Here is a 21351-nt window from a genome sequence, read left to right as displayed (position 1 = left end):
TGCCTAACGACGGCTAAGCCGCCGCCCCTTCCACCGCTTCGACAACTGCGCCGAAATCCCAGTCATGCAGGCCGATGACCACGATCCGGGTTTCGCGCTTTTCGCCGGCTGCCCAGGGCCGGTCGAAATAGGTGTCGATGCGGGTGCCCACGGCCTGAATGACAAGCCGCATCGGCTTGCCCGGCACGTCGACGAACCCTTTGAGACGCAGAATGTCATGGTCGGAAATGATGTTCTTCAGCGTCTCCGCAAAGGCTGCCGGATCGGTAATCGATGGCAGTGTCAGCGCGAAGCTCTCGAATTCATCGTGGTCATGGTGATGAAGATGATCATGGTCGTCGCCACTCTCATGGGCCGCAGCATGCTCCAGCTCATGGTGAGACTTACGATTGTCGATGTCGCCTTCTGTAGCGGCACCAAGCCCCAGAAGCACCAGTGCCGGAACTTCGCCATGGCGGGCCTCGATCAATGACGGTTTGCGGGCAATGCGGCCGGCAACCTTTGACTTGACGTCGGCAAGCGCCTCGGCCTCCAGAAGATCGGCCTTGTTGAGTATGATCAGGTCAGCGCAAGTGAGCTGATCCTCGAACAGTTCCTCAATCGGGCTTTCGTGGTCAAGATTGTCATCGAGTGCACGAAGCGCGTCCACCTTGTCATGATCATCGGCAAAGCGCCCGGCAGCGACCGCTGCACTATCGACGACCGTGACCACCCCATCCACCGTCACCCGCGTCTTGATACCCGGCCAGTTAAACGCCGCGACCAGCGGCTGCGGCAAGGCAAGCCCCGATGTCTCGATCACGATGTGATCGGGGCGGTCTGGCCGGTCCAGGAGCTTTTCCATGGTCGGAATGAAGTCATCGGCGACCGTGCAGCATATGCAGCCATTGGTGAGCTCGATGATGTCGTCTTCGGTGCAATTATCGGCACCGCAGCCCTTCAGCACATCGCCATCGACACCCAGATCGCCGAATTCGTTGATAATGAGGGCGATCTTCTTGCCGCCGGCATTCATCAGCATGTTGCGGATAATCGTGGTTTTTCCCGATCCGAGAAAGCCGGTGATGACGGTTGCCGGAATTTTGGCCTGCAGCATGATTTAACCCTTCATTTTCAGCGGCAAACCGGCCGCTACGAAATACACTGTGTCCGCTTGTGCGGCGATCATCTGGTTGAGCCGCCCCGCATGGTCGCGAAATTCCCGCGCCATGCGATTATCCGGCACGATCCCAAGCCCAACTTCATTGGCAACGATCACGATCTCACCTGAGAGATGGCGAAGGCAGTCAGCCAGCCCGGCGCTCTGCCCCTCCACATCCTTGTCCGCCAGCATCAGATTGGACACCCAGAGCGTCAGACAATCGACCAGAACGGCATTCTGTGACGCGCTGGTCGAGGTCAGCGTCTCAACCAGCTCGAGTGGCGCCTCGTGGGTGATCCACCCCTCGCCCCGATCCGAACGATGGGCCGCGATGCGCGCCCGCATCTCGTCATCGAAGGCCTGTCCGGTTGCGATGTAATGTCGGTCCAGACCCGTATCTGTGGCAATGTTTTCGGCAAAACGCGACTTTCCGGAGCGCGCACCACCCAGAACAAATGTCACGTTTCTGGTTTTATCCGCTGCCACGTCAATTCACCTTGTCGGACAAGCCGAACAGGCCGCCGGGCTTGCCGATGATCACGGTACGATCCTTAGCGGTCGCCTTGCCGGAAATGGCAAAATCGGGATTGCTCTTGTCTTCCTCGGGCAGGAGCTTGTCCACATTGGGTAGCTCCACCTCCGTGTCGGCGGCAGAATTCAGGTCTTCGGCGTTGCGACCGATAAAGCGCGGCAGAATGGCAAAGAACAGCGCGGCCACGACCAGCAAGAGGACCGTCCAGCGTTTGAACAATGCAGAAGGCTTCATCGGGTTTGCATGTCGCATGCAATGCACGCGACCTCCCGGCAGCAACAACAGCGTAGACGCGACCGCAAGGGCGCTTCACCAAATGTCGCCACGACAACCTCCGTGCTGGCAACGGGGAGATACCCCAGTTTCGGGCGTCAGGCCCTGAAGGACGGCAGGTCTCCTGGCTCGCGGCTTCGGGCGCTGCGCAGTCACGCGCATTTGCCCACGGCTTTCCCTCACCTTCCCGAAAACTACCGTGATGCGAAAGGCGGACGATTCGTAGATAAGGAGGCGTCCAACCCCGGTTATTCGCACCACATTTTCAGTGGCTTTTCCGCCTGCAGGAAGACCACCTGCCGCCGCACCATGCGGTCGATCTCGACAGTCTTCAGCACAAACGGATGAGAACGCCTCGCCGCTCTACAGTCGCGGGGTCGGCTGCGATTGGGACGCCCTGTTTGGGTCCATCCGTCGCATTCCCTTTTGCTCTCCGCGTCATCCCAGGATGAAGCGGAAACCATCCAATTCTCCCGCATGATTATGCGTTCCGTCGAATGAAGTCAATCAAACCGGCGACCTCAGAAGACAGGGGACGACTTCGCTCACAGAGGAATGTTGTCGTGTTTCTTCCAGGGATTGGACAGGTCCTTGTTACGCAGCATCTTCAACCCGCGCGCAAGCCGTCGGCGGGTCGATTGCGGACGGATGATCTCGTCGATATAGCCACGCTCGGCGGCCGCGAACGGCGACAGGAAGCGGTCTTCATACATCTTGGTGTGCTGGGCAATCTTGTCTGGATCAGCGATATCCTTGCGGAAAATGATCTCGACCGCACCCTTGGCCCCCATTACCGCGATCTGCGCCGTTGGCCAGGCATAGTTGATGTCACCACGCAGATGCTTTGACGCCATCACATCGTAAGCGCCACCGAAGGCCTTGCGGGTAATCACAGTCAGCTTCGGCACGGTCGCCTCGGCATAGGCAAACAGCAGCTTGGCGCCATGCTTGATCAATCCGCCATATTCCTGCGCTGTGCCCGGCAGAAAGCCCGGCACATCGACAAAGGTGACAATCGGAATGTTGAAGCAATCGCAAAAGCGGACGAAGCGTGCAGCCTTGCGGCTGGCATCGGAATCAAGGACGCCGGCCAGCACCATTGGCTGGTTGGCGACAAAACCGACGGTCGACCCCTCGATGCGACCGAAACCACAGACGATATTCTTGGCGAAGCTTGCCTGGATCTCGAAGAAATCGCCTTCATCCGCGGTCTTCAGAATCAGTTCCTTGATGTCGTAGGGTTTGTTGGCATTGGCAGGCACCAGCGTGTCGAGAGACATATCGGTCTGGTCAACGGGCTGAAAGCACTCGATCTCGGGAACTGGCGCCGTATTCGACTGCGGCAGAAGCTCGATCAACCGGCGCACCTGCAGCAGCGCTTCCACGTCGTTTTCATAGGCGCCATCGGCGATCGATGATTTGGTCGTGTGGATAGAGGCCCCACCCAATTCTTCCGCAGTCACCGTCTCGTTGGTCACGGTCTTCACCACATCGGGGCCTGTCACGAACATGTAGGAGGTATCGCGCACCATGAAAATGAAATCGGTCATGGCCGGCGAATAGACGTCACCGCCGGCGCAGGGCCCCATGATCACCGAAATCTGCGGAATGACGCCCGAGGCCAGCACATTGCGCTGGAACACCTCTGCATAACCGCCAAGCGCTGCCACACCCTCCTGGATGCGCGCACCGCCGGCGTCATAGATCCCGATGATCGGCGCACGGTTTCTAAGCGCCATATCCTGGATCTTGCAGATCTTCTCGGCATGCGCTTCCGACAGCGAACCGCCGAACACGGTAAAGTCCTTGGCAAAGACAAAGACCGTTCTGCCGTTGACCGTGCCCCATCCGGTGACGACACCATCCCCCGAAATGCGCGTATTCTCCATGCCGAAATCCGAGCAACGGTGCTCGACGAACATGTCGAATTCCTCGAAGGAGCCCTCATCCAGAAAGATGTCGATGCGTTCGCGCGCAGTCAGCTTGCCGCGCTTGTGCTGGGCATCGATGCGCGTCTGTCCGCCGCCAAGCCGCGCTTTTTCGCGACGCTCTTCAAGTTCCCGGAGAATTTCCTTCATGGCAGCCCCTCATCCTCAACGAATGTGCGGGCTTACCATGACAACGCTGCGGATTGAAGCGCAACAGCCTTCGCTATTGGTATTAGGACCCGAAAGAGACAGCCTATGGTTTGCAGGCAGGGTCATTGGACGCGCATTTCGGTGCAGCTGTCTCCACCTTTGGAGCCGGCGACAAGCTGATGCTGGCATTGGCCCCGTCTTCCAGATTCGTCCCCGACCGCACAGTCGGCTTCACGACTTCGACGGAGACGTCAGGCTTTTGCACGAAGGCATCGAATGTGGCGTCAGGCGCGATGGTTTCTTCGGTCACATAATCTGTTTTCAGCCTGGTCGAGGTCCGAGGCTTCGGCTTGACCACACGCACAAGGCTCGGGGTCTGCAGGGCGAAAGAAAAACGTATGCGCGCGGCGATCTCGTCGGCGAGCGCCTGAATGGCGATGTCCGGATTATCGGTATTGCTGCGAACAAGGAAGCTTCCGGCGGCAACCGGATTGCCGGTCACGACATCCGCAGCGGTCACCTTGAAGCGTGCAAGCGCACGCCTGTCGCCGAGATAGCGGACCGCGCGGTAGCTTTCGATCTTCACCGTCAGCACAACCCGTTCGGTTGCCACCCGCCGCTCGGTAGCCTTGATCGCTGCCGAGACGCGCTGGTCCACTCCCGTAGTGAGCGCAAGCGGGACCTGCTCATTGGCGATCACGCTAACATCGCGCACATCATAAAAGAAAGGCCGACGGATCGGATCCGTCGGAAAAGCGACACAGCCCGCAAGCGTCAATGCAGCAAGAAGAGTGGCGACAATCGGCAGCAGTCGACGAAGCATAGCGGGTTCCCGGCGAAATGAAGTAACGCCGAAAGCATGCGCATTTATAGTTAGCAAACGGTTAAGTAGCAGCTCTTAACGTTTCGAACACAGCCGATGCTGCCCGCAATTCCTCAAAACGCTTTGCACGGCGCATTTCCGCCTCGGCATCAGAACCCCAATGCTCGATTGTCCAATCTTCTTCCAGATGGGCAAGACGCCAGACCTCGTCACGCTCCAGCGCACCTTCGGCGAACGCCAGCGCCAGAACGGCGGAACCGGTGAGCGTTGTGATCACGTGGATCGCAGACAGGGGCAGCGGTTGGTGATATTTTTTCAAGGCCTTCGAAAAGGCTGAAAGCGCTTCTGCCGGCTGTTGCTGATGAATGATGCCCTGCGCCAGAATAAAGCGCGCCCCAAGATTGGAGGACGCCCAGGCGAGGACCGGATCCCATTCCCGCGTCTGGCGCTCGACCAGAGCATCCGGTGAGTCGGCCCGATAGAACAGCATATCGGTGCCGGCAAACCGCTCGATTTCCTCGGCAACGGCCCCGATCTGGACGGCCACACCATCGAGCGCTGTGTTGACCAGACGCGTCACTGGCATCGAGGTGGGATTGATCACCTCGACCTGTGCGCGCCACTCATCTGCCACCATCTCTGCCAGTTCAGCATTCGGCATGGCCAGATCCGACTTGGCCGGTGTCTTCACCGTGCGGCCATCGAGCTGGATGAGAAAGCCGGAATCGCATGGTGCGACGGCCACCTCCTTGTAGAACCGCTTGGGCAGCGCCTTCTTCATCTGGATCTGCGCACGCCGCACCGGATCCTCATGACTGAGTTCAGGAATGAAGGGACCGAAGATATCGGAGAGTTCATCGCGCATGGGTTACCCCTTGTGAATATAGCTTAAGAGCATCGCCGGCTGGTCTACCACGGCGTCAGCACCCGCCTGCCAGAGCGCGTCCGTCGAGGCATAGCCCCAGGAAACGCCGATGGCAGTGGCATCGGCGGCCTTGGCCATCTGCATGTCATAGATGGCGTCGCCGATGACAATCGTGTCGGCTGGCGAAATACCCGCCTCATCGCAGCACTCGCTCACCATCGCCGGGTGCGGCTTCGATGGACAATCGTCCGCAGTGCGGCTGACGAAAAAATGGCGGCGCCAGTCATGCGTATCGAGAATGAGATCGAGACCGCGGCGGGACTTCCCCGTGACAGCACCGATAATGACGTCGTCGCGCTCACCGAGTTCGGCGATGACGTCCCGGATACCGTCGAACAATCGATCAATGGCACCGCTTTCGCTTCGGACATCCGCGTAAATCGACTTGTAGTGAGCCATCATCTCCACGCATTCGCCGTCAGCATGCGGACGACCGAGAAGCCGCGCAATGGCAATATCGAGCGTCAGACCGATGATCGACTTGGTGTCGTCGAGCGACGGCGCTTTGTGGCCGAACTGAATGAAGGTGCGGCGCATGACCTCATGGATCAGACCGGCGCTGTCGACCAGCGTTCCGTCGCAGTCAAACAGAACCAGCTTCACGACTGGTCCTCGTCGGCAGAACTCTCATCGAAGCCCAAGAGGTTCCAGCTCTGCACCATATGCGGCGGCAGGGGAGCAGTAACCTTCAAGCGACCACCCGCCGGATGGGGAATATCGATATGGCGCGCGTGCAGATGAAGGCGTTTCTGGATGCCACCTGGAAATTCCCAGTTGTGATCGTCGATGAAATATTTCGGATCGCCAATGATGGGGTGACCCAGCGACAGGGCATGAACGCGCAACTGATGGGTGCGGCCGGTATAGGGCTGCATTTCCAGCCAGGCCATGGTCTGCGCCGCTGTTTCCAGCACGCGGTAATAGGAAATCGCGTGATCGGCACCCTCTTCGCCGTGCCGGGCGATCCGCATGCGGTCGCCATCCTCGGTCTCTTCCTTCAGCAACCAGCTCGAAATCTTGTCTTCGTGCTTGCGCGGAACGCCTCTGACCAGTGCCCAATAGGTCTTTTTCGTGTCGCGCTCGCGGAACGCTGCCGTCAGCTTCTGCGCAGCGCCTCTGGTGCGGGCAACGACGAGAACCCCTGATGTATCGCGGTCCAGCCGGTGAACAAGCCGTGGCTTTTCACCCTTCTTGCTGGTCCATGCCTCAAGCATCTTGTCGATATGCCGTGTCAGGCCCGAACCACCCTGAACCGCGAGGCCAGCAGGCTTGTTGAGGATGAAGACCTTGTCGTCTTCATGCAACAGCATGCGCGACAGAAGCTCTCCATCGCCGGCATGCTTGAGATCCTTGCTGGCAATCGGACCGGTCTTGGTATCCTTCGCGTCGACATTCATCGGCGGAATGCGAACGACCTGCCCCGGTTGCACACGCGCATCGGGTTTGACGCGGCCACCATCGACACGCACCTGACCGGACCGCAAAAGCTTCTGCAGTGCTCCGAAACCGAGGCCGGGATAATGGATCTTGAACCAGCGGTCGAGGCGCATACCCGCCTCTTCCCCGTCCACTGTGATATGTTCGATGCCGGCCATGTCGTCACTTTCGCTCAGGCGCGCGCGCCCACTAATGTCTCTTCAAGCGCCGGCTTTACTGCATTTCACCGCCATCGGACAACCTTAATGGCGAAAAGGATTTCAGAAGATGATACGCCCGATCGTCAGGCCAGCGAAAACAGCGGCCACGGACAAGACGATACTGAAGATCATATAGGCAGCTGCCGAGGCAAAGGCGCCCCGCTCGACAAGCGAAATGAAGTCCAGTGAAAACGCAGAAAAGGTTGTAAAACCGCCCAGAAAACCGGTCACGATCAGGACCCGCATATCTGCCGACGCGTTGAACTTGCGCAATACCAACTCGGCAAACAAACCGATCATAAGCGAGCCCAGAATATTCACGGTGATGGTGCCCCAGGGAAAATTGGGGCCGAGCCATCGTATCGTGAAGAGCCCGACAAGATATCGCAGAACTGAGCCGCAGGCGCCGCCCAGCGCCACCAGAAGAATATGCATGATCAATCGCCTTCGTTTCCGTTAAGGCCGCGACGGACCCTTTTATCCCCCCATAGCGATCATGATCGCCGCAGGCAACAAAAGAGACCTGTTCGGCATATTGCATTTGAATAAAATACAGATGCCGAAGTTTAAAATGCATATTCATTTCACGTGCATAGTAATCGCGAAACACTTTTGCGGTGAAACACATGACACAGGTTCTGACCATATCGGCCCAAACCGCGCACTACGCCGCGGATACGCATCAAAAGACTCAAAAGGTCACGCGAAGCTCTCTCGCGGAAGAACAAACCCGCGCATTGGCGGAACTGGCCCAAAAGAGCGAAGATTTCTCTCTTCGCGCCATGATGACCGTCATCAAGCCCCCGGCCCTGTCGCTATACTGGCTGACAGCGTCTACGCCGCGCTTTGAACAGGCAACGCTGACCCAGGCCGTCGAAGCGTACAAGGCCGGTCAATAAGACGCGGGCGCAACCGCCCGCGTCGTCACCAGTAAACTCAGTTCTTCTTTCCCGAAGCCGAAATCACCGGCAATGACACGTCAACCGTCCCGGCCTTCTCAAAGGTGAGTGTGACGTTGACAGTCTTCCCTTCAACGAAGGGTTCCTTCACCGCCATAAACATCATGTGCAGGCCTCCGGGCTGAAGGGATACCGTCTCACCGGCAGGGATCGCAATACCGTCATCGAGCGCGCGCATTTTCATGACCTCGCCCTGCATGGCCATCTCGTGCAACTGGACCTCTCCAGCGCTCGGTGATGACACCGAAACGAGGCGATCATCATGGTGGCCACTGTTGTGGATGGTGATGAAACCGCCACCGACAGGCTGGCCTGGAAGCATCGCCTTGGTGAAACCGCCAGTGAGCTCGAGATCGCCAATTGTCACAGAAGCGCCGTCCGCTGGAGCCATCGCGCCCATATCCATCGAACCGTGGTCCATGGCATCATGATTCATCGCACCATGATCGTGACCGGCAGCCTCACCGGAGGCGATCTTCAGCACGGGTGCAGGATGAGCAAGCGAATGCGGATCGACGCCCTCTGCTGCAATCTCGGTCCATGCCACCTCGCCGTCCGTGCCGCAAAGCTGGACAGTCGGGAAGGCAAGGCCTGCCGGACCAGCCTCTGCAACTTTGCCGTAGATAACGAAGGTATCGTAGTTGTCATCCGGCAAATCGCCGTTCTTCCAGCGGATCTCTACCGGACCCGACGTGATCTGCTTGCCGTGATTGTCATAGGCCTTTTGGTAGTCACCCTGGATGATCTCCAGGTCCCAGCCAGCCTTGGGCTGAGGCTTGGCAGAGATAAAGCCTTCCGGCAGCTTGACCTCGACATCCGTGGTCGCCTTGCCATCGCAGCCATGCGGAACTTGCAGTGTGGCGGCAACATAAGACCCGACCTTGACCGGATCGTTGGCGAAGGTGGCATGCGCAAGCGCCGAGTGGGCAAAGCCGAGGCCCAAAAGGCCGGCAAGGGTGAAATTGATATGCTTGTTCATAAGTGTCTCCTGAACAGCCGGACGTCACAGCGCCGACCGAAATCCCGATCTGGGATGATGAAATATCGTGGGTAAACGATAGTGTCAGGAGAACGCAGGCGGTCCGCGAGAGCGCGGCTGGGCAACGGGGCTTGCAACCGGAACGGCCTTGTCGCTGACAGGGCGATTTTCAAGCGAAGCAAAACTGGCAATAAGCCACGAGCAATCAGAAGGCGGAGGCAACACGGTCTGGCCGCCCAAAAGGCAGGCCTCGCATTTGCCGGCGGGAACTCCAGGTATCGAGGTCCCTCTCTCGCCAATGCAGAGATCGGCATAGCTGCCGTCCGGCAATTGCAGAGCCGTCGTCTCGATAATGGCTGCCAGAACCTGGGGCGGTTTGTGGGCGAATGCCAAAGACACAAGTGCAACGGCGCAGAGGATGCGCAGATACAATGTCGCCCTTGTCAGATTAGCCGTCATAACCGTCCCCGAATATGTCAGCGACTGCTTAGCCGGAAACAGAGTGGAAGGCAAAGGCCATCAGCCTGCGGCAACACGTAGCAGCCCGCTCGTGCGACCGGTGAAAACAGTGACGATCGGGACAAACTTGCATCCGTCATTGTCCCTGCCGGGAACCAACCCGCCCTTCATGCTTTGAGCGTCCATCACGTTCAGAACTGAGGAGGCTTTCATGCCAGCACAATCCAAAGCCCAGCAGAAGGCAGCAGGCGCCGCGCTTGCTGCAAAACGCGGCGACATGCCCAAATCCAAACTTCAGGGCGCATCGAAACAGATGGTTGAATCGATGACGGAAAAGGAATTGGAAGATCTGGCTGAGACCAAGCGCAAAGGTCTGCCGGACAAGAAGTCCGACTGAACCCAATGCGTCTTCCAGCCTCAGGTGTCGCACCGACGCGACAAAAAATTGGCTGAGAACGACGTTTGGCTATTGCCAACATGCCGCAGCCATCGATAATGGCAACCTGACCTTGTTGGGAGAACCGGTTTGATCCGGTGCCGAAGGAGCAACCGCCCCGGAAACTCTCAGGCAACAGGACCACAAGGTGCCGATAGGAACTCTGGAGAATAGAGCCGCCCGCCATAAGGGAAGGCACTTGCCGAAGGGATAACAATCTCAGGCAAAGGGACAGAGGGGGCTCGATGAACCGGCGCAGCAAGCGCCAGACATGAGCCAGTGCGCCGGGCGTTTTGATCCTGCCGCACAAGACCTGGAGGCCCCTGTGGACGAAAAGCCCACACTGAAAACCACCCCGCTGCACGATCTGCATGTGAAACTTGGTGCCCGCATGGTGCCCTTCGCAGGCTATGACATGCCCGTGCAATATCCGCTGGGCGTGATGAAGGAGCATCTCCAGACCCGTGAAAAGGCTGGATTGTTCGACGTATCGCACATGGGACAAGTGCTCGTGCGTGCCAAGTCCGGACGGTACGAGGATGCCGCTCTGGCATTGGAAAAACTGGTGCCTGTCGATCTGCTCGGGCTCAAAGACGGCCGCCAGCGCTATGGCTTTTTCACCGATGACAATGGCGGCATTCTCGATGACCTGATGATCACCCATCGCGGCGATCATCTGTTCGTCGTCGTCAACGCGGCCTGCAAGGATGCAGATATCGCCCATATGAAGGCACATCTGTCCGAGGCTTGCGACATTGAGGTTCTGGAAAATCGCGCTCTTCTGGCAATCCAGGGACCCCGTGCCGGTCAGGTCGTACCGGAACTGTGGGCTGGCCTTGCCGCCATGAAATTCATGGATATGCGGGAAGGACCGCTGCACGATATCGAGTGCATGGTGTCACGCTCCGGCTATTCCGGCGAAGATGGCTATGAACTTTCCGTGCCGGCTGAGCGCGCCACCGAGCTGACCGAAATATTCCTCGGTCATCCAGACTGCGAGGCCATTGGCCTTGGTGCCCGCGATTCGTTGCGGCTGGAGGCTGGTCTGTGTCTCTATGGCAATGACATCGACACCACCACCAGCCCCATCGAAGCCGGCCTGGAATGGGCAATCCAGAAGGTCCGTCGCAGGGGCGGCGAACGCGAAGGGGGATTCCCGGGGGCCGAGCGCATTCTGGGCGAACTGGAAAACGGCACCAGCCGTCGTCGGGTCGGCCTGAAGCCTGAAGGCAAGGCACCCGTTCGAGCACCGGCCAGGCTCTTTGCCGATGCCGACGGCCAAACCGAAATCGGACATGTCACATCCGGCGGTTTTGGTCCTTCGGTCGAAAGCCCCGTTGCCATGGGTTATCTGCCAACGGACAAGACCGAGCCCGGCACGACGGTATTCGCTGAAGTGCGCGGAAAATATCTGCCGCTCATCGTCTCGGCTCTCCCCTTCATCACGCCCGGCTACAAGCGATAGGCGCGCGATGTGGCGGTGAACATCCGACATAATTCCATTTTTCTATCCATTCCCCATTCCCTTTGAGAGGATCCTCCAATGCTGAAATTCACTGCTGAACATGAATGGCTGCAGATCGACGGCGACGTTGCGACCGTTGGCATTACCGCACACGCTGCCGAGCAGCTCGGCGATCTCGTTTTCGTTGAACTTCCAGACGAAGGTGCCGAATTCGACAAGGGCGCGGACGCAGCAACAGTTGAGAGCGTCAAGGCAGCCTCCGAAGTCTATTGCCCGCTCGATGGCGAGATCGTCGAAGTTAACCAGGCAATCGTCGACGATCCGTCGCTGGTCAACTCCGATCCACAGGGCAAGGGCTGGTTCTTCAAGCTGAAGCTGAAGAATGCCGCCGATGCCGACGCCCTTCTCGATGAATCCGCCTACCAAGAGCTGATCGCATGACCACGCCAACAGAATTCCAGTTTACCGATTACGATCCATACGATTTCGCCAATCGCCGACATATCGGACCCTCGCCGGCCGAAATGGACGAGATGCTCAAGGTGATCGGCTACAAGACCCTCGATAACCTCATTGATGCCACGGTTCCGGCCTCCATTCGTCAGGACGTGCCGCTGACCTGGGGTGCGCCGATGACGGAACGCGAAGCGCTCGACAAGCTGCGCGAGACGGCCAACAAGAACAAGGCGCTGACCTCGCTCATCGGTCAGGGCTATTACGGCACCATCACGCCGCCGGTAATCCAGCGCAATATCCTGGAAAATCCCGCCTGGTATACGGCCTATACGCCCTACCAGCCGGAGATCAGCCAGGGACGCCTGGAAGCGCTGTTGAACTTTCAGACCATGATCACCGATCTGACCGGCCTCGACGTCGCCAATGCCTCGTTGCTGGACGAAGCGACCGCGGCAGCCGAAGCCATGGCCATGGCGCAGCGCGTCTCGAAATCCAAGGCCAACGCCTTCTTCGTCGACAAGGATTGCCACCCGCAGACCATCGACGTGATCCAGACCCGCGCGGCACCGCTTGGCTGGCAGGTAATCGTCGGCAATCCCTTCTCCGACCTCGACCCGACAGAGGTGTTCGGTGCGATCTTCCAGTATCCGGGCACCCATGGTCATTGCCATGATTTCTCCGGCCTGATCGCCCGCCTCCACCAGACCGGCGCGATTGCCACCGTCGCAACCGATCTTCTGGCGCTGGCGCTCTTGAAATCGCCGGGAGACATGGAAGCCGATATCGCTATCGGCTCCTCGCAGCGCTTCGGCGTTCCGGTCGGTTATGGCGGCCCGCATGCGGCATTCATGGCAGTCAAGGACGCCATCAAGCGCTCGATGCCCGGTCGTCTCGTCGGCGTTTCCGTCGATGCCCGCGGCAACCGCGCCTATCGCCTGTCGTTGCAGACCCGCGAACAGCATATCCGCCGCGAAAAGGCGACATCGAACATCTGCACCGCGCAGGTTCTGCTCGCTGTTATGGCCTCCATGTATGCCGTCTTCCACGGTCCACAGGGTATCAAGGCCATCGCCCAGCAGGTACACCGCAAGGCTGTGCTGATGGCAAAGGGTCTTGAAAAGCTCGGCTATGCTGTCGAACCGGAGACCTTTTTCGACACGATCACTGTCGAGGTCGGTCATATGCAGGGCCTCATCCTGCGGGCGGCCGTCGCCGAAGGTGTGAACCTGCGCAAGGTCGGCGCAACGAAGATCGGCATCGCGCTTGATGAGCGCACCCGCCCAGCCGTGCTGGAAGCCGTCTGGCGCGCCTTCGGCGGCGCGTTCGCCGTTGCCGAATTCACCGCAGACTACCGGCTGCCGAAGGATCTTCTGCGTCGAAGCGACTATCTGAGCCACCCGATCTTCCACATGAACCGCGCGGAAAGCGAGATGACCCGCTATATCCGCCGACTGTCGGACCGGGATCTGGCACTCGACCGGGCCATGATCCCGCTCGGATCCTGCACCATGAAGCTGAACGCCACGGCCGAAATGCTGCCGATCACCTGGCCGGAATTTGCCGACATCCACCCCTTCGCTCCCGCCGATCAGGCATTGGGTTACAAGGAGATGATCGACGATCTGAGTGAAAAGCTCTGCGCCGTCACCGGATATGATGCGATCTCGATGCAGCCGAACTCGGGTGCGCAAGGGGAATATGCGGGCCTTTTGACCATCCGCAATTATCACATTGCCAATGGCGATACCCACCGCACCATCTGCCTCATCCCGACCTCCGCGCACGGCACCAACCCGGCTTCGGCGCAAATGGCCGGAATGACGGTGGTGCCGGTCAAGGCGCGCGAAAACGGCGACGTCGATATCGACGATTTCCGCGAAAAGGCAGAAAAATATGCAGAGAATCTCTCCTGCTGCATGATCACCTATCCTTCGACCCATGGTGTGTTTGAGGAAACGGTGCGCGAGATCTGCGAAATCACCCACAAGCATGGCGGACAGGTCTATCTCGACGGTGCCAACATGAACGCCATGGTCGGCATTGCCCGTCCCGGCGATATCGGCTCCGACGTGTCTCATCTCAACCTGCACAAGACCTTCTGCATTCCCCATGGCGGCGGCGGACCGGGCATGGGACCGATCGGTGTGAAGGCGCATCTGGCAGACCATCTGCCGGGACACACGGCAACCGATGGTCGACCCGGCGCGGTATCGGCCGCCCCTTACGGCTCGCCTTCGATCCTGCCGATCTCCTGGTCCTATTGCCTGATGATGGGTGGAGAAGGCCTGACCCAGGCAACCAAGGTGGCGATCCTCAACGCCAACTATATCGCCTGCCGCCTGAAGGGTGCGTATGACGTGCTCTACAAGTCTGAGGCCGGACGCGTGGCTCATGAATGCATCGTCGACACCCGCCCGCTCAACGACAGCTGCGGCATTACTGTCGACGATGTGGCCAAGCGCCTGATCGACTGCGGCTTCCACGCTCCGACCATGAGCTGGCCGGTCGCCGGCACGCTGATGATCGAGCCGACGGAATCGGAAACCAAGGCCGAGATCGATCGCTTCTGCGAGGCCATGCTGGCCATTCGCGAAGAGGCACGCATGGTGGAAGACGGTCGGATGGACAAGACCGACAATCCGCTCAAGAACGCACCGCATACGGTGGAAGACCTGGTCGGAGAATGGACAAGACCCTATTCGCGCGAACAGGCCTGCTTCCCGCCGGGCGCCTTCCGGGTGGACAAATACTGGTCCTCCGTCAACCGCGTCGACAATGTCTATGGCGACCGCAACCTCATCTGCACCTGCCCGCCAATGAGCGAATATGCAGAGGCGGCTGAGTGAATAGTCCAGCGCTTGTCTGACAGGAGAAAATCGCCTTCTCCCCCGATGAGGGGAGAGGGCCAAGGGTCACAGGTTACGTCAGCACTCACTTGGAAGACTGCGATATCAACGACTTGCCCCTTAGGGAAAAGAGTAAGAGCCACCAGTTTGTGGTAAATCCGGCGCAATTCCCGCGATCAAACTCTTGCATTTTTTTGTCCGAATCCGTAATTAATCCAAATCGAACTTTGCTAGCGACTGTTGCCGGCCCTCAAAGCCCATTCAGATTTCCTCTCATAGTCGATCTACTGTCGGTCATTCTCGACCGGGCCCACAAGCGATTTGAAAGGAAATCGTTATGTCTACAGGTATCGTAAAGTGGTTTAACAGCACCAAGGGTTATGGCTTCATCCAGCCGGATGATGGCACGCCGGACGTGTTCGTTCACATCTCCGCAGTTCAGCGCGCAGGCCTTGCCGGTCTCGACGAAGGCCAGAAGGTCTCGTACGACATCGTTCAGGACAAGCGTTCGGGCAAGAGCTCCGCTGACAACCTGCAGGCCGCCTGAGGCGCCGCAGGGAGATCGTCCTTCAAAGGGCGGTCACCACAATCAATCAGCATGAATTGGCCGGGCCTCGCGTCCGGCCTTTTCGCGTGAGCGAGCCAAAGCGCCGCACGACATTGCTCCAATTCGGCACAAAGCGGGAGATCAGCGCAACAATCCCGTTACCTTGATCGTTCAGACTTTCCTAAAAAACCCTGACTAAACTCCCATCCGTCAACACAGCACGGGTGAGCAATGAGCATTTCTGCAATCATGAACACCGCCTTGTCGGGCATGCAGGCCAATACGCGCAAGCTATCGACCACTGCCAACAATGTCGCCAATGTCATGACGCCCGGCTATGACCGCCAGGTCACCGTATTCTCATCCTCGCCCGCTGGCGTGGAAACAACCGTCCGATCCTCCCAAGACATGACCTTCCCCGACACCTCCAATGTCGACCTCGGCCGGGAAATGCTCTCCACCATCGAATCCGAAATCGGGTTCAAAGCCAATGCGGCCGTCTGGGAAACCGGTGCCGACATGTGGGATGTGCTGATGAGCATCAAGCGGGACTGAGGGGGCGGCGCTCGACGTAATTGAAGTCGAACCGGAAGCGATTACACCAATAATCCTTGCAGCCCCAACACCACCGCAACGGCTCCAAACGCGATCAACACCAGTCCGGAGACGCGCGATACCCAGTTCGCAAACGCCTTCGGCAGACGATAACGCAACTGCGTGACAAGCCCGCACAAAAACAACCACCACAGCATCGATCCGGCAAATACACCTGCGACCAGCGATACGGCCCCAAACCAGTCTCCCTCTCCTGCCAGACCGAGACCCGCAAAGATCGCGGCGAAGGAAAGGATCGTCGTGGGATTGGCCATGGTCAGAAGATAGGTGCTAACCGTCGTCGACAGTACGTCTCGGGTACCGACCCTTGCGGGCCTGACGTCGCGTCGCGGTCGAAGGTTTGTTACACCGAGCCACAACAGGAAAGCGCCACCAGCCAATTGCAGCGGTAACGAGATCGCATCGAGAAACCGGGCGAAAGCCGCAAAGCCGGCGGCCGCCAATGCCGCATAAGTCGCATCGGCAAGCGCAGTGCCCACCCCACCGGCAAGTCCGACTAAGAATCCACGCTCAAGTGTCCGCGAAATGCAGAGCGTTCCAATGGGCCCCAACGGGGCCGCAATGGCAAGGCCGAGCACAAACCCCTTGGCAAGAATAAACAGCATGTCAGCGGCACGCCTCTATGGAATGACAAAGTCATCATGCCTTATTTTATGATCGCGGAGCCGAATTTTTTACCGCGCCGCCAAAGATGACGGTTTCACGCCAGCGAAGTTCCAGTACCCCTCACCCCGGACATGTTCCGGGGTCCGGCGACACGATGTTGATCGCGCAAGCGAAGCCTGCTCGGACATAGAGCAAACGGCAAGCTCGTCATCTCGGCGCGCAGACGCGGGGCTGGATTCCTGTGACACGCACAGGAATGACGACGAGTCCTCCGTTATTGCCCCGCCAGGCAACATCACGGCCTGTCAGATGTCTTCCAGCCAGCAAAAAGCCCGGCACAATGGCCGGGCGCACAAACACGTAGTGACGTAGACCGAAGGCCTATGCTTCCGCAGCCAGCTTCTGTCGGGCCAGTTCTGCCAGATCGGCTGCCTGGAGTTCGACCGATTCGCCGCAGCCGCAAGCAGACGTCTGATTGGGGTTGCTGAAGACAAAGCCGGAGCGGAACTTGGTCACTTCGAAATCCATCTGGGTGCCGAGCAGATACAGCGTGGCGGCCGGATCGATCCACACGCTGGCGCCGCCATGGGTTACCATGTCGTCGCGGGCATCGGGTTCCTTGACGAGATCGACGGTATATTCCATCCCCGCGCAACCACCCTTCTTGATGCCGACCCGCACGCCCTTGGCGTCCGGTCCGGAATTCTCGACAATGGCCTTGACGCGGTCTGCTGCCGCGTCAGTCATCGTCATGATCTGGAATGCCATATGAATTCTCCTAACCTCACCGGGTTCAAGGCCCGGAAGACCTGGTTCTGAATCTAGTCTCGCGACCTTAACGGATCAATACCAGCCGACGGCAACCTGTGCCTCCTCCGACATGCGATCGGGCGTCCATGGCGGATCGAAGGTCATTTCGACCTCCACGCCGGATACACCTTCGACGGCACCAACGGCGTTTTCCACCCAGCCCGGCATTTCGCCGGCGACCGGGCAACCCGGGGCGGTAAGCGTCATCATGATCTTGACCATACGGTCGTCCTCGATGTCGATCTTGTAGATCAGACCGAGCTCGAAGATATCCGCCGGAATTTCCGGGTCATAAACCGACTTCAACGCAGAGACGACGTCATCGGACAGACGCGACAGTTCCTGCGTCGGAATGCTGGACGTTACAATGCCCTCGCGAACATCGATCTTGGCTTCACTGTCGTCGACACTCATGGTCTTCAGTCCTCAAGCAAAAAATGTACGGGCATAATCGAGCGCATCGGCAAGCGCGTCGACATCGGCTCTGGTATTATACATGGCGAATGAGGCACGACATGTCGAGGTCACACCAAAACGCTGAAGCAGTGGCTGGGCGCAATGGGTACCGGCACGGACGGCCACCCCCTTGCGGTCAATCAACATCGACACATCATGGGCGTGAATGCCGGCAAGTTCAAACGAGAAGATTGCCCCCTTGCCCGGCGCATTGCCATAGATCTTCAGGGAATTGATCGCCGACAAGCGCTCATGGGCATAATCGCGCAGATCTGCTTCATGGGCGGCGATGGCCTCTCGACCGATGCCATCCATGTAATCCAGCGCATACCCAAGTCCGATGGCCTGCACGATCGGCGGTGTACCGGCCTCGAAACGGTGCGGTGGATCGTTGTAGGTCACCGTCTCCTCGGTCACATCGACGATCATCTCACCGCCACCCATGAAGGGCTGCATCTCTCGCAAGCGCTCGGCCTTGCCATAGAGAACGCCGATGCCGGAGGGACCATAAAGCTTGTGGCCTGTCACCGCATACCAGTCGCAATCCAGGTCCTGCACGTCGACCGGCATATGAACAGCGCCTTGCGAGCCGTCGACCAGAACCGGAATGCCGCGTGCATGGGCGATCCGGCAGACCTCCTTGATCGGCACCACCGTGCCGAGCGCATTCGACATATGGGTCAGGGCCACCAGCTTGGTACGCTCGGTCAGGCAATTTTCGAAGGCTTCCAGATCGAATGCACCCTCATCCGTCACCGGCGCCCAGACGAGCTTGGCCCCCTGACGTTCCCGAATGAAATGCCATGGCACGATGTTGGAGTGGTGCTCCATGATCGAGATGACGATCTCGTCACCCTCGCCGATATTCTGCATGCCCCAGCCATAGGCGACCGTATTGATCGACTCGGTGGAGGATTTGGTGAAGACGAGATCATCCACCGACGGCGCATTCAGAAAACGCCGCACTTTCTCGCGGGCCGCCTCATAGGCATCGGTGGCCGCATTGGATAGAAAATGCAGGCCTCGATGCACATTGGCATATTCGTTCGAATAGGCATTCGAAATCGCATCGATCACCACCTGGGGCTTCTGTGCCGAGGCCGCACTGTCGAGATAGACCAGCGGCTTGCCATCGTGAACCGTGCGCGACAGGATCGGAAAATCCTTGCGGATGGCGTCGATGTCGTAGCCTTTCGATGTCGGTAGCGTATCAGCCATAATTTTCCAGCCAATCGGAAATCGTGCCTTCCAGCGCCTCAACCAGCGCCTCGTCGTCCAGCTCCTCGACAACTTCCGCCACATAGGCATTGATCAGAAGGGCACGCGCCTTCTTCTCGGGGATGCCGCGCGCCATCATGTAATAGAGATGGTTATGATCGATATCGGCAACCGTTGCCCCGTGTGCGCATTGAACGTCATCGGCAAAGATCTCAAGCTCGGGCTTGACGGAAAACTCTCCGTCATCCGACAACAGCAATGTGTTGCAGGCCATGCGGGCGTCGGTCTTCTGCGCATCCGGCGCAACCCGGATCTGGCCCTGGAAAACGCCATGGGCGCGATCGAACACCACGCTGCGGATCACTTCCGTCGAGGTCGTATTGGGCAGATCGTGGCCAAGCGTCATGGTGATGTCGGTATGGGTTTCACCGCCGAGCAGGTTGACCGCACGAAGCTTGAAATCCGAACCTTCGCCCTTGGTGGCAGCGTGAATTTCCTGACGCACCAGTTTTCCGCCGGCATTGACGATGACGAGGCGCACATTGGCGTCGGCACCGATGGCAAGCTTGAACTGGCCAAGATGCGTGTCGTCCGCACCCTGTGTCTGAACGATGACCCAGGTGAGCTCCGCGCCATCACCGACAGTCACGTCACTGACGGCCGATACGAGAGCAGCGCCCTCGCCCGTCGATAGATGACGTTCGATGATGAGAGCCTTCGAGCCTGCCCCGATCTCGACCGGGAAACGGCTGTGAACCTGTCCGCCGCCATGCACGCATTGCAGCTCCACCGGAGCCTCAAGGGCAGTATCGGCGTCAAGCGACAGCATGAAGCCATCGGTCACGAAACTGCCATTCAGGCGACCGATCGCATCGCTCGCGTCGAACGCAACCAGACCGTCGGCGGCAACGCCGTCGGACAATCCTTCGCTGAGGCGCGATACGGTCAGGCCTTCCGGCAGGCTGTCGATCACATTGGCCCGTCCATGCTCGATGGCAAGCCGCGTCGACCGCGCCACATAGGCGGCAACGGCTCGAGCGCTCGACGCAGGATCAACGGTCGGGACCGTGCGCAAAAGCGTTTTCAGATCCGTGTAGTGCCAGGCTTCGATGCGCCGTGTCGGCAACCCGCCGCGCTTCAATTCGTCGAAGAGCTTGTCGCGCGCGGCCATGACACGGCCGTCGCCCGGCATATAGCCGATCTGGTTGGAATAGGCCTCATTCAGCGCGTCTTCCGCGGCTGTCGGCCTGTTAGCTGCTTGCAATGCCATAGGCTTGCTCCTTTTCGAACGCTCAGGCGGCCTGACCGATGATGTCGTTATAGCCGTTGGCTTCGAGTTCGAGCGCCAGATCCTTGGTGCCGGACTTGATGATCTGCCCCTTGTAGAGGACATGAACCGTATCCGGCACAATGTAATCGAGAAGGCGCTGGTAATGGGTGATGACGATGGTCGCGCGATCGGGTGACTTCAGCGCATTGACGCCATCTGCCACGATCTTGAGCGCATCGATATCGAGGCCGGAATCGGTCTCGTCGAGAATGCAAAGCTGCGGTGCAAGCAGTGCCATTTGCAGGATTTCCGCACGTTTCTTCTCTCCGCCGGAGAAGCCGACATTGAGGGGACGCTTGAGCATATCCATGTCGATCTGCAACTTGGCGGCCGATTCTTTGACCAGCTTGATGAAGTCAGGGGTCTTGAGCTCTTCTTCTCCACGCGCCTTGCGCTGCTCGTTCATGGCCACTTTCAGGAACTGCATGGTGGCAACGCCTGGAATTTCGACCGGATACTGGAAAGCCAGGAAAATGCCCTTGGCAGCACGTTCGGCAGGATCGAGATCGAGAATGCTCTCACCGTTGTAAAGAATCTCACCTTCGGTGATTTCGTAGTCTTCGCGCCCCGACAGGATGTAGGAGAGCGTCGATTTGCCAGAGCCGTTCGGGCCCATGATGGCAGCTACTTCGCCAGCTTTAACGGTCAGGTTCAGACCCTTGATGATCTCGGTGCCGTCTTCGGCGATGCGGGCGTGCAGGTTCTTGATTTCAAGCATGTTGTTTTCCGTTGTCATGCGCGAGCAAGCTCAGCGCGTTCT

24 protein-coding genes and 2 riboswitches are annotated in these 21351 nt (G+C 58.7%); of the genes, 7 read left to right on the top strand and 17 right to left on the bottom strand.

Annotation, left to right across the window (positions count from 1 at the left end; all coding sequences use genetic code 11):
- Positions 1–13: 13 nt before the first annotated feature.
- The 9 genes from cobW to crcB form a co-directional block, all read right to left on the bottom strand.
- Positions 14–1096: a cobalamin biosynthesis protein CobW gene (gene cobW, locus ACWPM9_RS09260; protein WP_484757484.1), complete on the bottom strand. Its 1083-nt coding sequence runs from the start codon at positions 1094–1096 to the stop codon at positions 14–16.
- A gap of 3 nt (positions 1097–1099) precedes the next feature.
- Positions 1100–1603, bottom strand: coding sequence for a bifunctional adenosylcobinamide kinase/adenosylcobinamide-phosphate guanylyltransferase (gene cobU, locus ACWPM9_RS09255; protein ID WP_484757483.1), 504 nt, complete (start codon positions 1601–1603; stop codon positions 1100–1102).
- A gap of 25 nt (positions 1604–1628) precedes the next feature.
- Positions 1629–1907, bottom strand: a complete 279-nt coding sequence (locus ACWPM9_RS09250; protein WP_484757482.1) for a hypothetical protein — start codon at positions 1905–1907, stop codon at positions 1629–1631.
- 149 nt (positions 1908–2056) lie between these two features.
- Positions 2057–2412, bottom strand: a riboswitch (cobalamin riboswitch).
- Positions 2413–2491: 79 nt separating this feature from the next.
- Positions 2492–4024, bottom strand: a complete 1533-nt coding sequence (locus ACWPM9_RS09245) for an acyl-CoA carboxylase subunit beta (protein WP_484757481.1) — start codon at positions 4022–4024, stop codon at positions 2492–2494.
- Between the two features lie 103 nt (positions 4025–4127).
- Positions 4128–4847, bottom strand: a complete 720-nt coding sequence (locus ACWPM9_RS09240; protein WP_484757480.1) for a hypothetical protein — start codon at positions 4845–4847, stop codon at positions 4128–4130.
- Between the two features lie 61 nt (positions 4848–4908).
- Positions 4909–5712, bottom strand: a complete 804-nt coding sequence (locus ACWPM9_RS09235; RefSeq protein ID WP_428186935.1) for an ATP12 family chaperone protein — start codon at positions 5710–5712, stop codon at positions 4909–4911.
- Between the two features lie 3 nt (positions 5713–5715).
- Positions 5716–6375, bottom strand: coding sequence for an HAD-IA family hydrolase (locus ACWPM9_RS09230; protein WP_484757479.1), 660 nt, complete (start codon positions 6373–6375; stop codon positions 5716–5718).
- Positions 6372–7367, bottom strand: coding sequence for an RluA family pseudouridine synthase (locus ACWPM9_RS09225; protein ID WP_484757478.1), 996 nt, complete (start codon positions 7365–7367; stop codon positions 6372–6374). Before ACWPM9_RS09225 ends, ACWPM9_RS09230 begins: the two co-directional genes overlap by 4 nt.
- Before the next feature lie 102 nt (positions 7368–7469).
- Positions 7470–7847, bottom strand: a complete 378-nt coding sequence (gene crcB, locus ACWPM9_RS09220; protein WP_428187483.1) for a fluoride efflux transporter CrcB — start codon at positions 7845–7847, stop codon at positions 7470–7472.
- A 188-nt stretch (positions 7848–8035) separates the two neighbouring features.
- Here crcB and ACWPM9_RS09215 point away from each other — a divergent pair, with 188 nt between their 5' ends.
- Complete coding sequence (locus ACWPM9_RS09215) at positions 8036–8308, top strand: hypothetical protein (protein WP_428186938.1); 273 nt, start codon at positions 8036–8038, stop codon at positions 8306–8308.
- 37 nt (positions 8309–8345) lie between these two features.
- On the opposite strand, the gene ACWPM9_RS09210 is transcribed toward ACWPM9_RS09215, so the two are convergent.
- Together ACWPM9_RS09210 and ACWPM9_RS09205 are read right to left on the bottom strand one after the other, a co-directional pair.
- Complete coding sequence (locus tag ACWPM9_RS09210; RefSeq protein ID WP_484757477.1) at positions 8346–9347, bottom strand: DUF1775 domain-containing protein; 1002 nt, start codon at positions 9345–9347, stop codon at positions 8346–8348.
- Positions 9348–9431: 84 nt separating this feature from the next.
- Entirely contained in the window at positions 9432–9806 is a 375-nt protein-coding gene (locus ACWPM9_RS09205; protein WP_484757476.1) for a hypothetical protein, read from the bottom strand.
- A gap of 211 nt (positions 9807–10017) precedes the next feature.
- Between ACWPM9_RS09205 and ACWPM9_RS09200 the strand changes: the two genes are divergently transcribed.
- From ACWPM9_RS09200 to ACWPM9_RS09175, 6 genes are all read left to right on the top strand, one after another.
- Entirely contained in the window at positions 10018–10203 is a 186-nt protein-coding gene (locus tag ACWPM9_RS09200; protein ID WP_484757475.1) for a DUF3008 family protein, read from the top strand.
- A gap of 106 nt (positions 10204–10309) precedes the next feature.
- Positions 10310–10396: riboswitch (glycine riboswitch) on the top strand.
- Between the two features lie 171 nt (positions 10397–10567).
- A complete protein-coding gene (gcvT, locus tag ACWPM9_RS09195) occupies positions 10568–11707 on the top strand; it encodes a glycine cleavage system aminomethyltransferase GcvT (RefSeq protein ID WP_484757474.1) in 1140 nt (379 codons plus the stop codon).
- 78 nt (positions 11708–11785) lie between these two features.
- Positions 11786–12148 carry a glycine cleavage system protein GcvH gene (gene gcvH, locus ACWPM9_RS09190; RefSeq protein ID WP_484757473.1) on the top strand — a complete coding sequence of 121 codons (363 nt, stop codon included), beginning with the start codon at positions 11786–11788 and terminating at the stop codon, positions 12146–12148.
- Entirely contained in the window at positions 12145–15009 is a 2865-nt protein-coding gene (gcvP, locus tag ACWPM9_RS09185) for an aminomethyl-transferring glycine dehydrogenase (RefSeq protein ID WP_484757472.1), read from the top strand. The genes gcvH and gcvP overlap by 4 nt, the downstream gene beginning before the upstream one ends.
- A 337-nt stretch (positions 15010–15346) precedes the next feature.
- Positions 15347–15556, top strand: coding sequence for a cold-shock protein (locus ACWPM9_RS09180; RefSeq protein WP_428186945.1), 210 nt, complete (start codon positions 15347–15349; stop codon positions 15554–15556).
- A gap of 231 nt (positions 15557–15787) precedes the next feature.
- Positions 15788–16111, top strand: coding sequence for a flagellar basal body protein (locus ACWPM9_RS09175; RefSeq protein WP_484757471.1), 324 nt, complete (start codon positions 15788–15790; stop codon positions 16109–16111).
- A gap of 41 nt (positions 16112–16152) precedes the next feature.
- Here the strand turns inward: ACWPM9_RS09175 and ACWPM9_RS09170 are convergent, their stop codons facing one another.
- The 6 genes from ACWPM9_RS09170 to sufC all read right to left on the bottom strand — a co-directional run bounded on the left by ACWPM9_RS09170 (position 16153) and on the right by sufC (position 21309).
- Positions 16153–16776, bottom strand: a complete 624-nt coding sequence (locus tag ACWPM9_RS09170) for a LysE family translocator (protein WP_484757470.1) — start codon at positions 16774–16776, stop codon at positions 16153–16155.
- Between the two features lie 382 nt (positions 16777–17158).
- Positions 17159–17545 carry a Fe-S cluster assembly scaffold SufA gene (sufA, locus tag ACWPM9_RS09165; RefSeq protein WP_484757469.1) on the bottom strand — a complete coding sequence of 129 codons (387 nt, stop codon included), beginning with the start codon at positions 17543–17545 and terminating at the stop codon, positions 17159–17161.
- Positions 17546–17620: 75 nt separating this feature from the next.
- The gene (locus tag ACWPM9_RS09160; RefSeq protein WP_484757468.1) at positions 17621–18001 is read right to left on the bottom strand and encodes an SUF system Fe-S cluster assembly protein; all 381 of its coding nucleotides are present in this window, start codon (positions 17999–18001) and stop codon (positions 17621–17623) included.
- A gap of 12 nt (positions 18002–18013) precedes the next feature.
- Positions 18014–19261 (bottom strand): cysteine desulfurase, encoded by a 1248-nt coding sequence (locus tag ACWPM9_RS09155; protein WP_484757467.1) that lies wholly within the window; start codon positions 19259–19261, stop codon positions 18014–18016.
- Positions 19254–20531: a Fe-S cluster assembly protein SufD gene (sufD, locus tag ACWPM9_RS09150; RefSeq protein WP_484757466.1), complete on the bottom strand. Its 1278-nt coding sequence runs from the start codon at positions 20529–20531 to the stop codon at positions 19254–19256. Before sufD ends, ACWPM9_RS09155 begins: the two co-directional genes overlap by 8 nt.
- A 22-nt stretch (positions 20532–20553) precedes the next feature.
- Positions 20554–21309, bottom strand: a complete 756-nt coding sequence (sufC, locus tag ACWPM9_RS09145) for a Fe-S cluster assembly ATPase SufC (protein WP_484757465.1) — start codon at positions 21307–21309, stop codon at positions 20554–20556.
- Between the last annotated feature and the right edge of the window lie 42 nt (positions 21310–21351).

The sequence above is a fragment of the Agrobacterium sp. H141 genome (assembly GCF_057158725.1).
The sequence above is the reverse complement of the archived record's forward strand: the minus strand, read 5'-3'. Positions and strand labels throughout refer to the sequence as shown.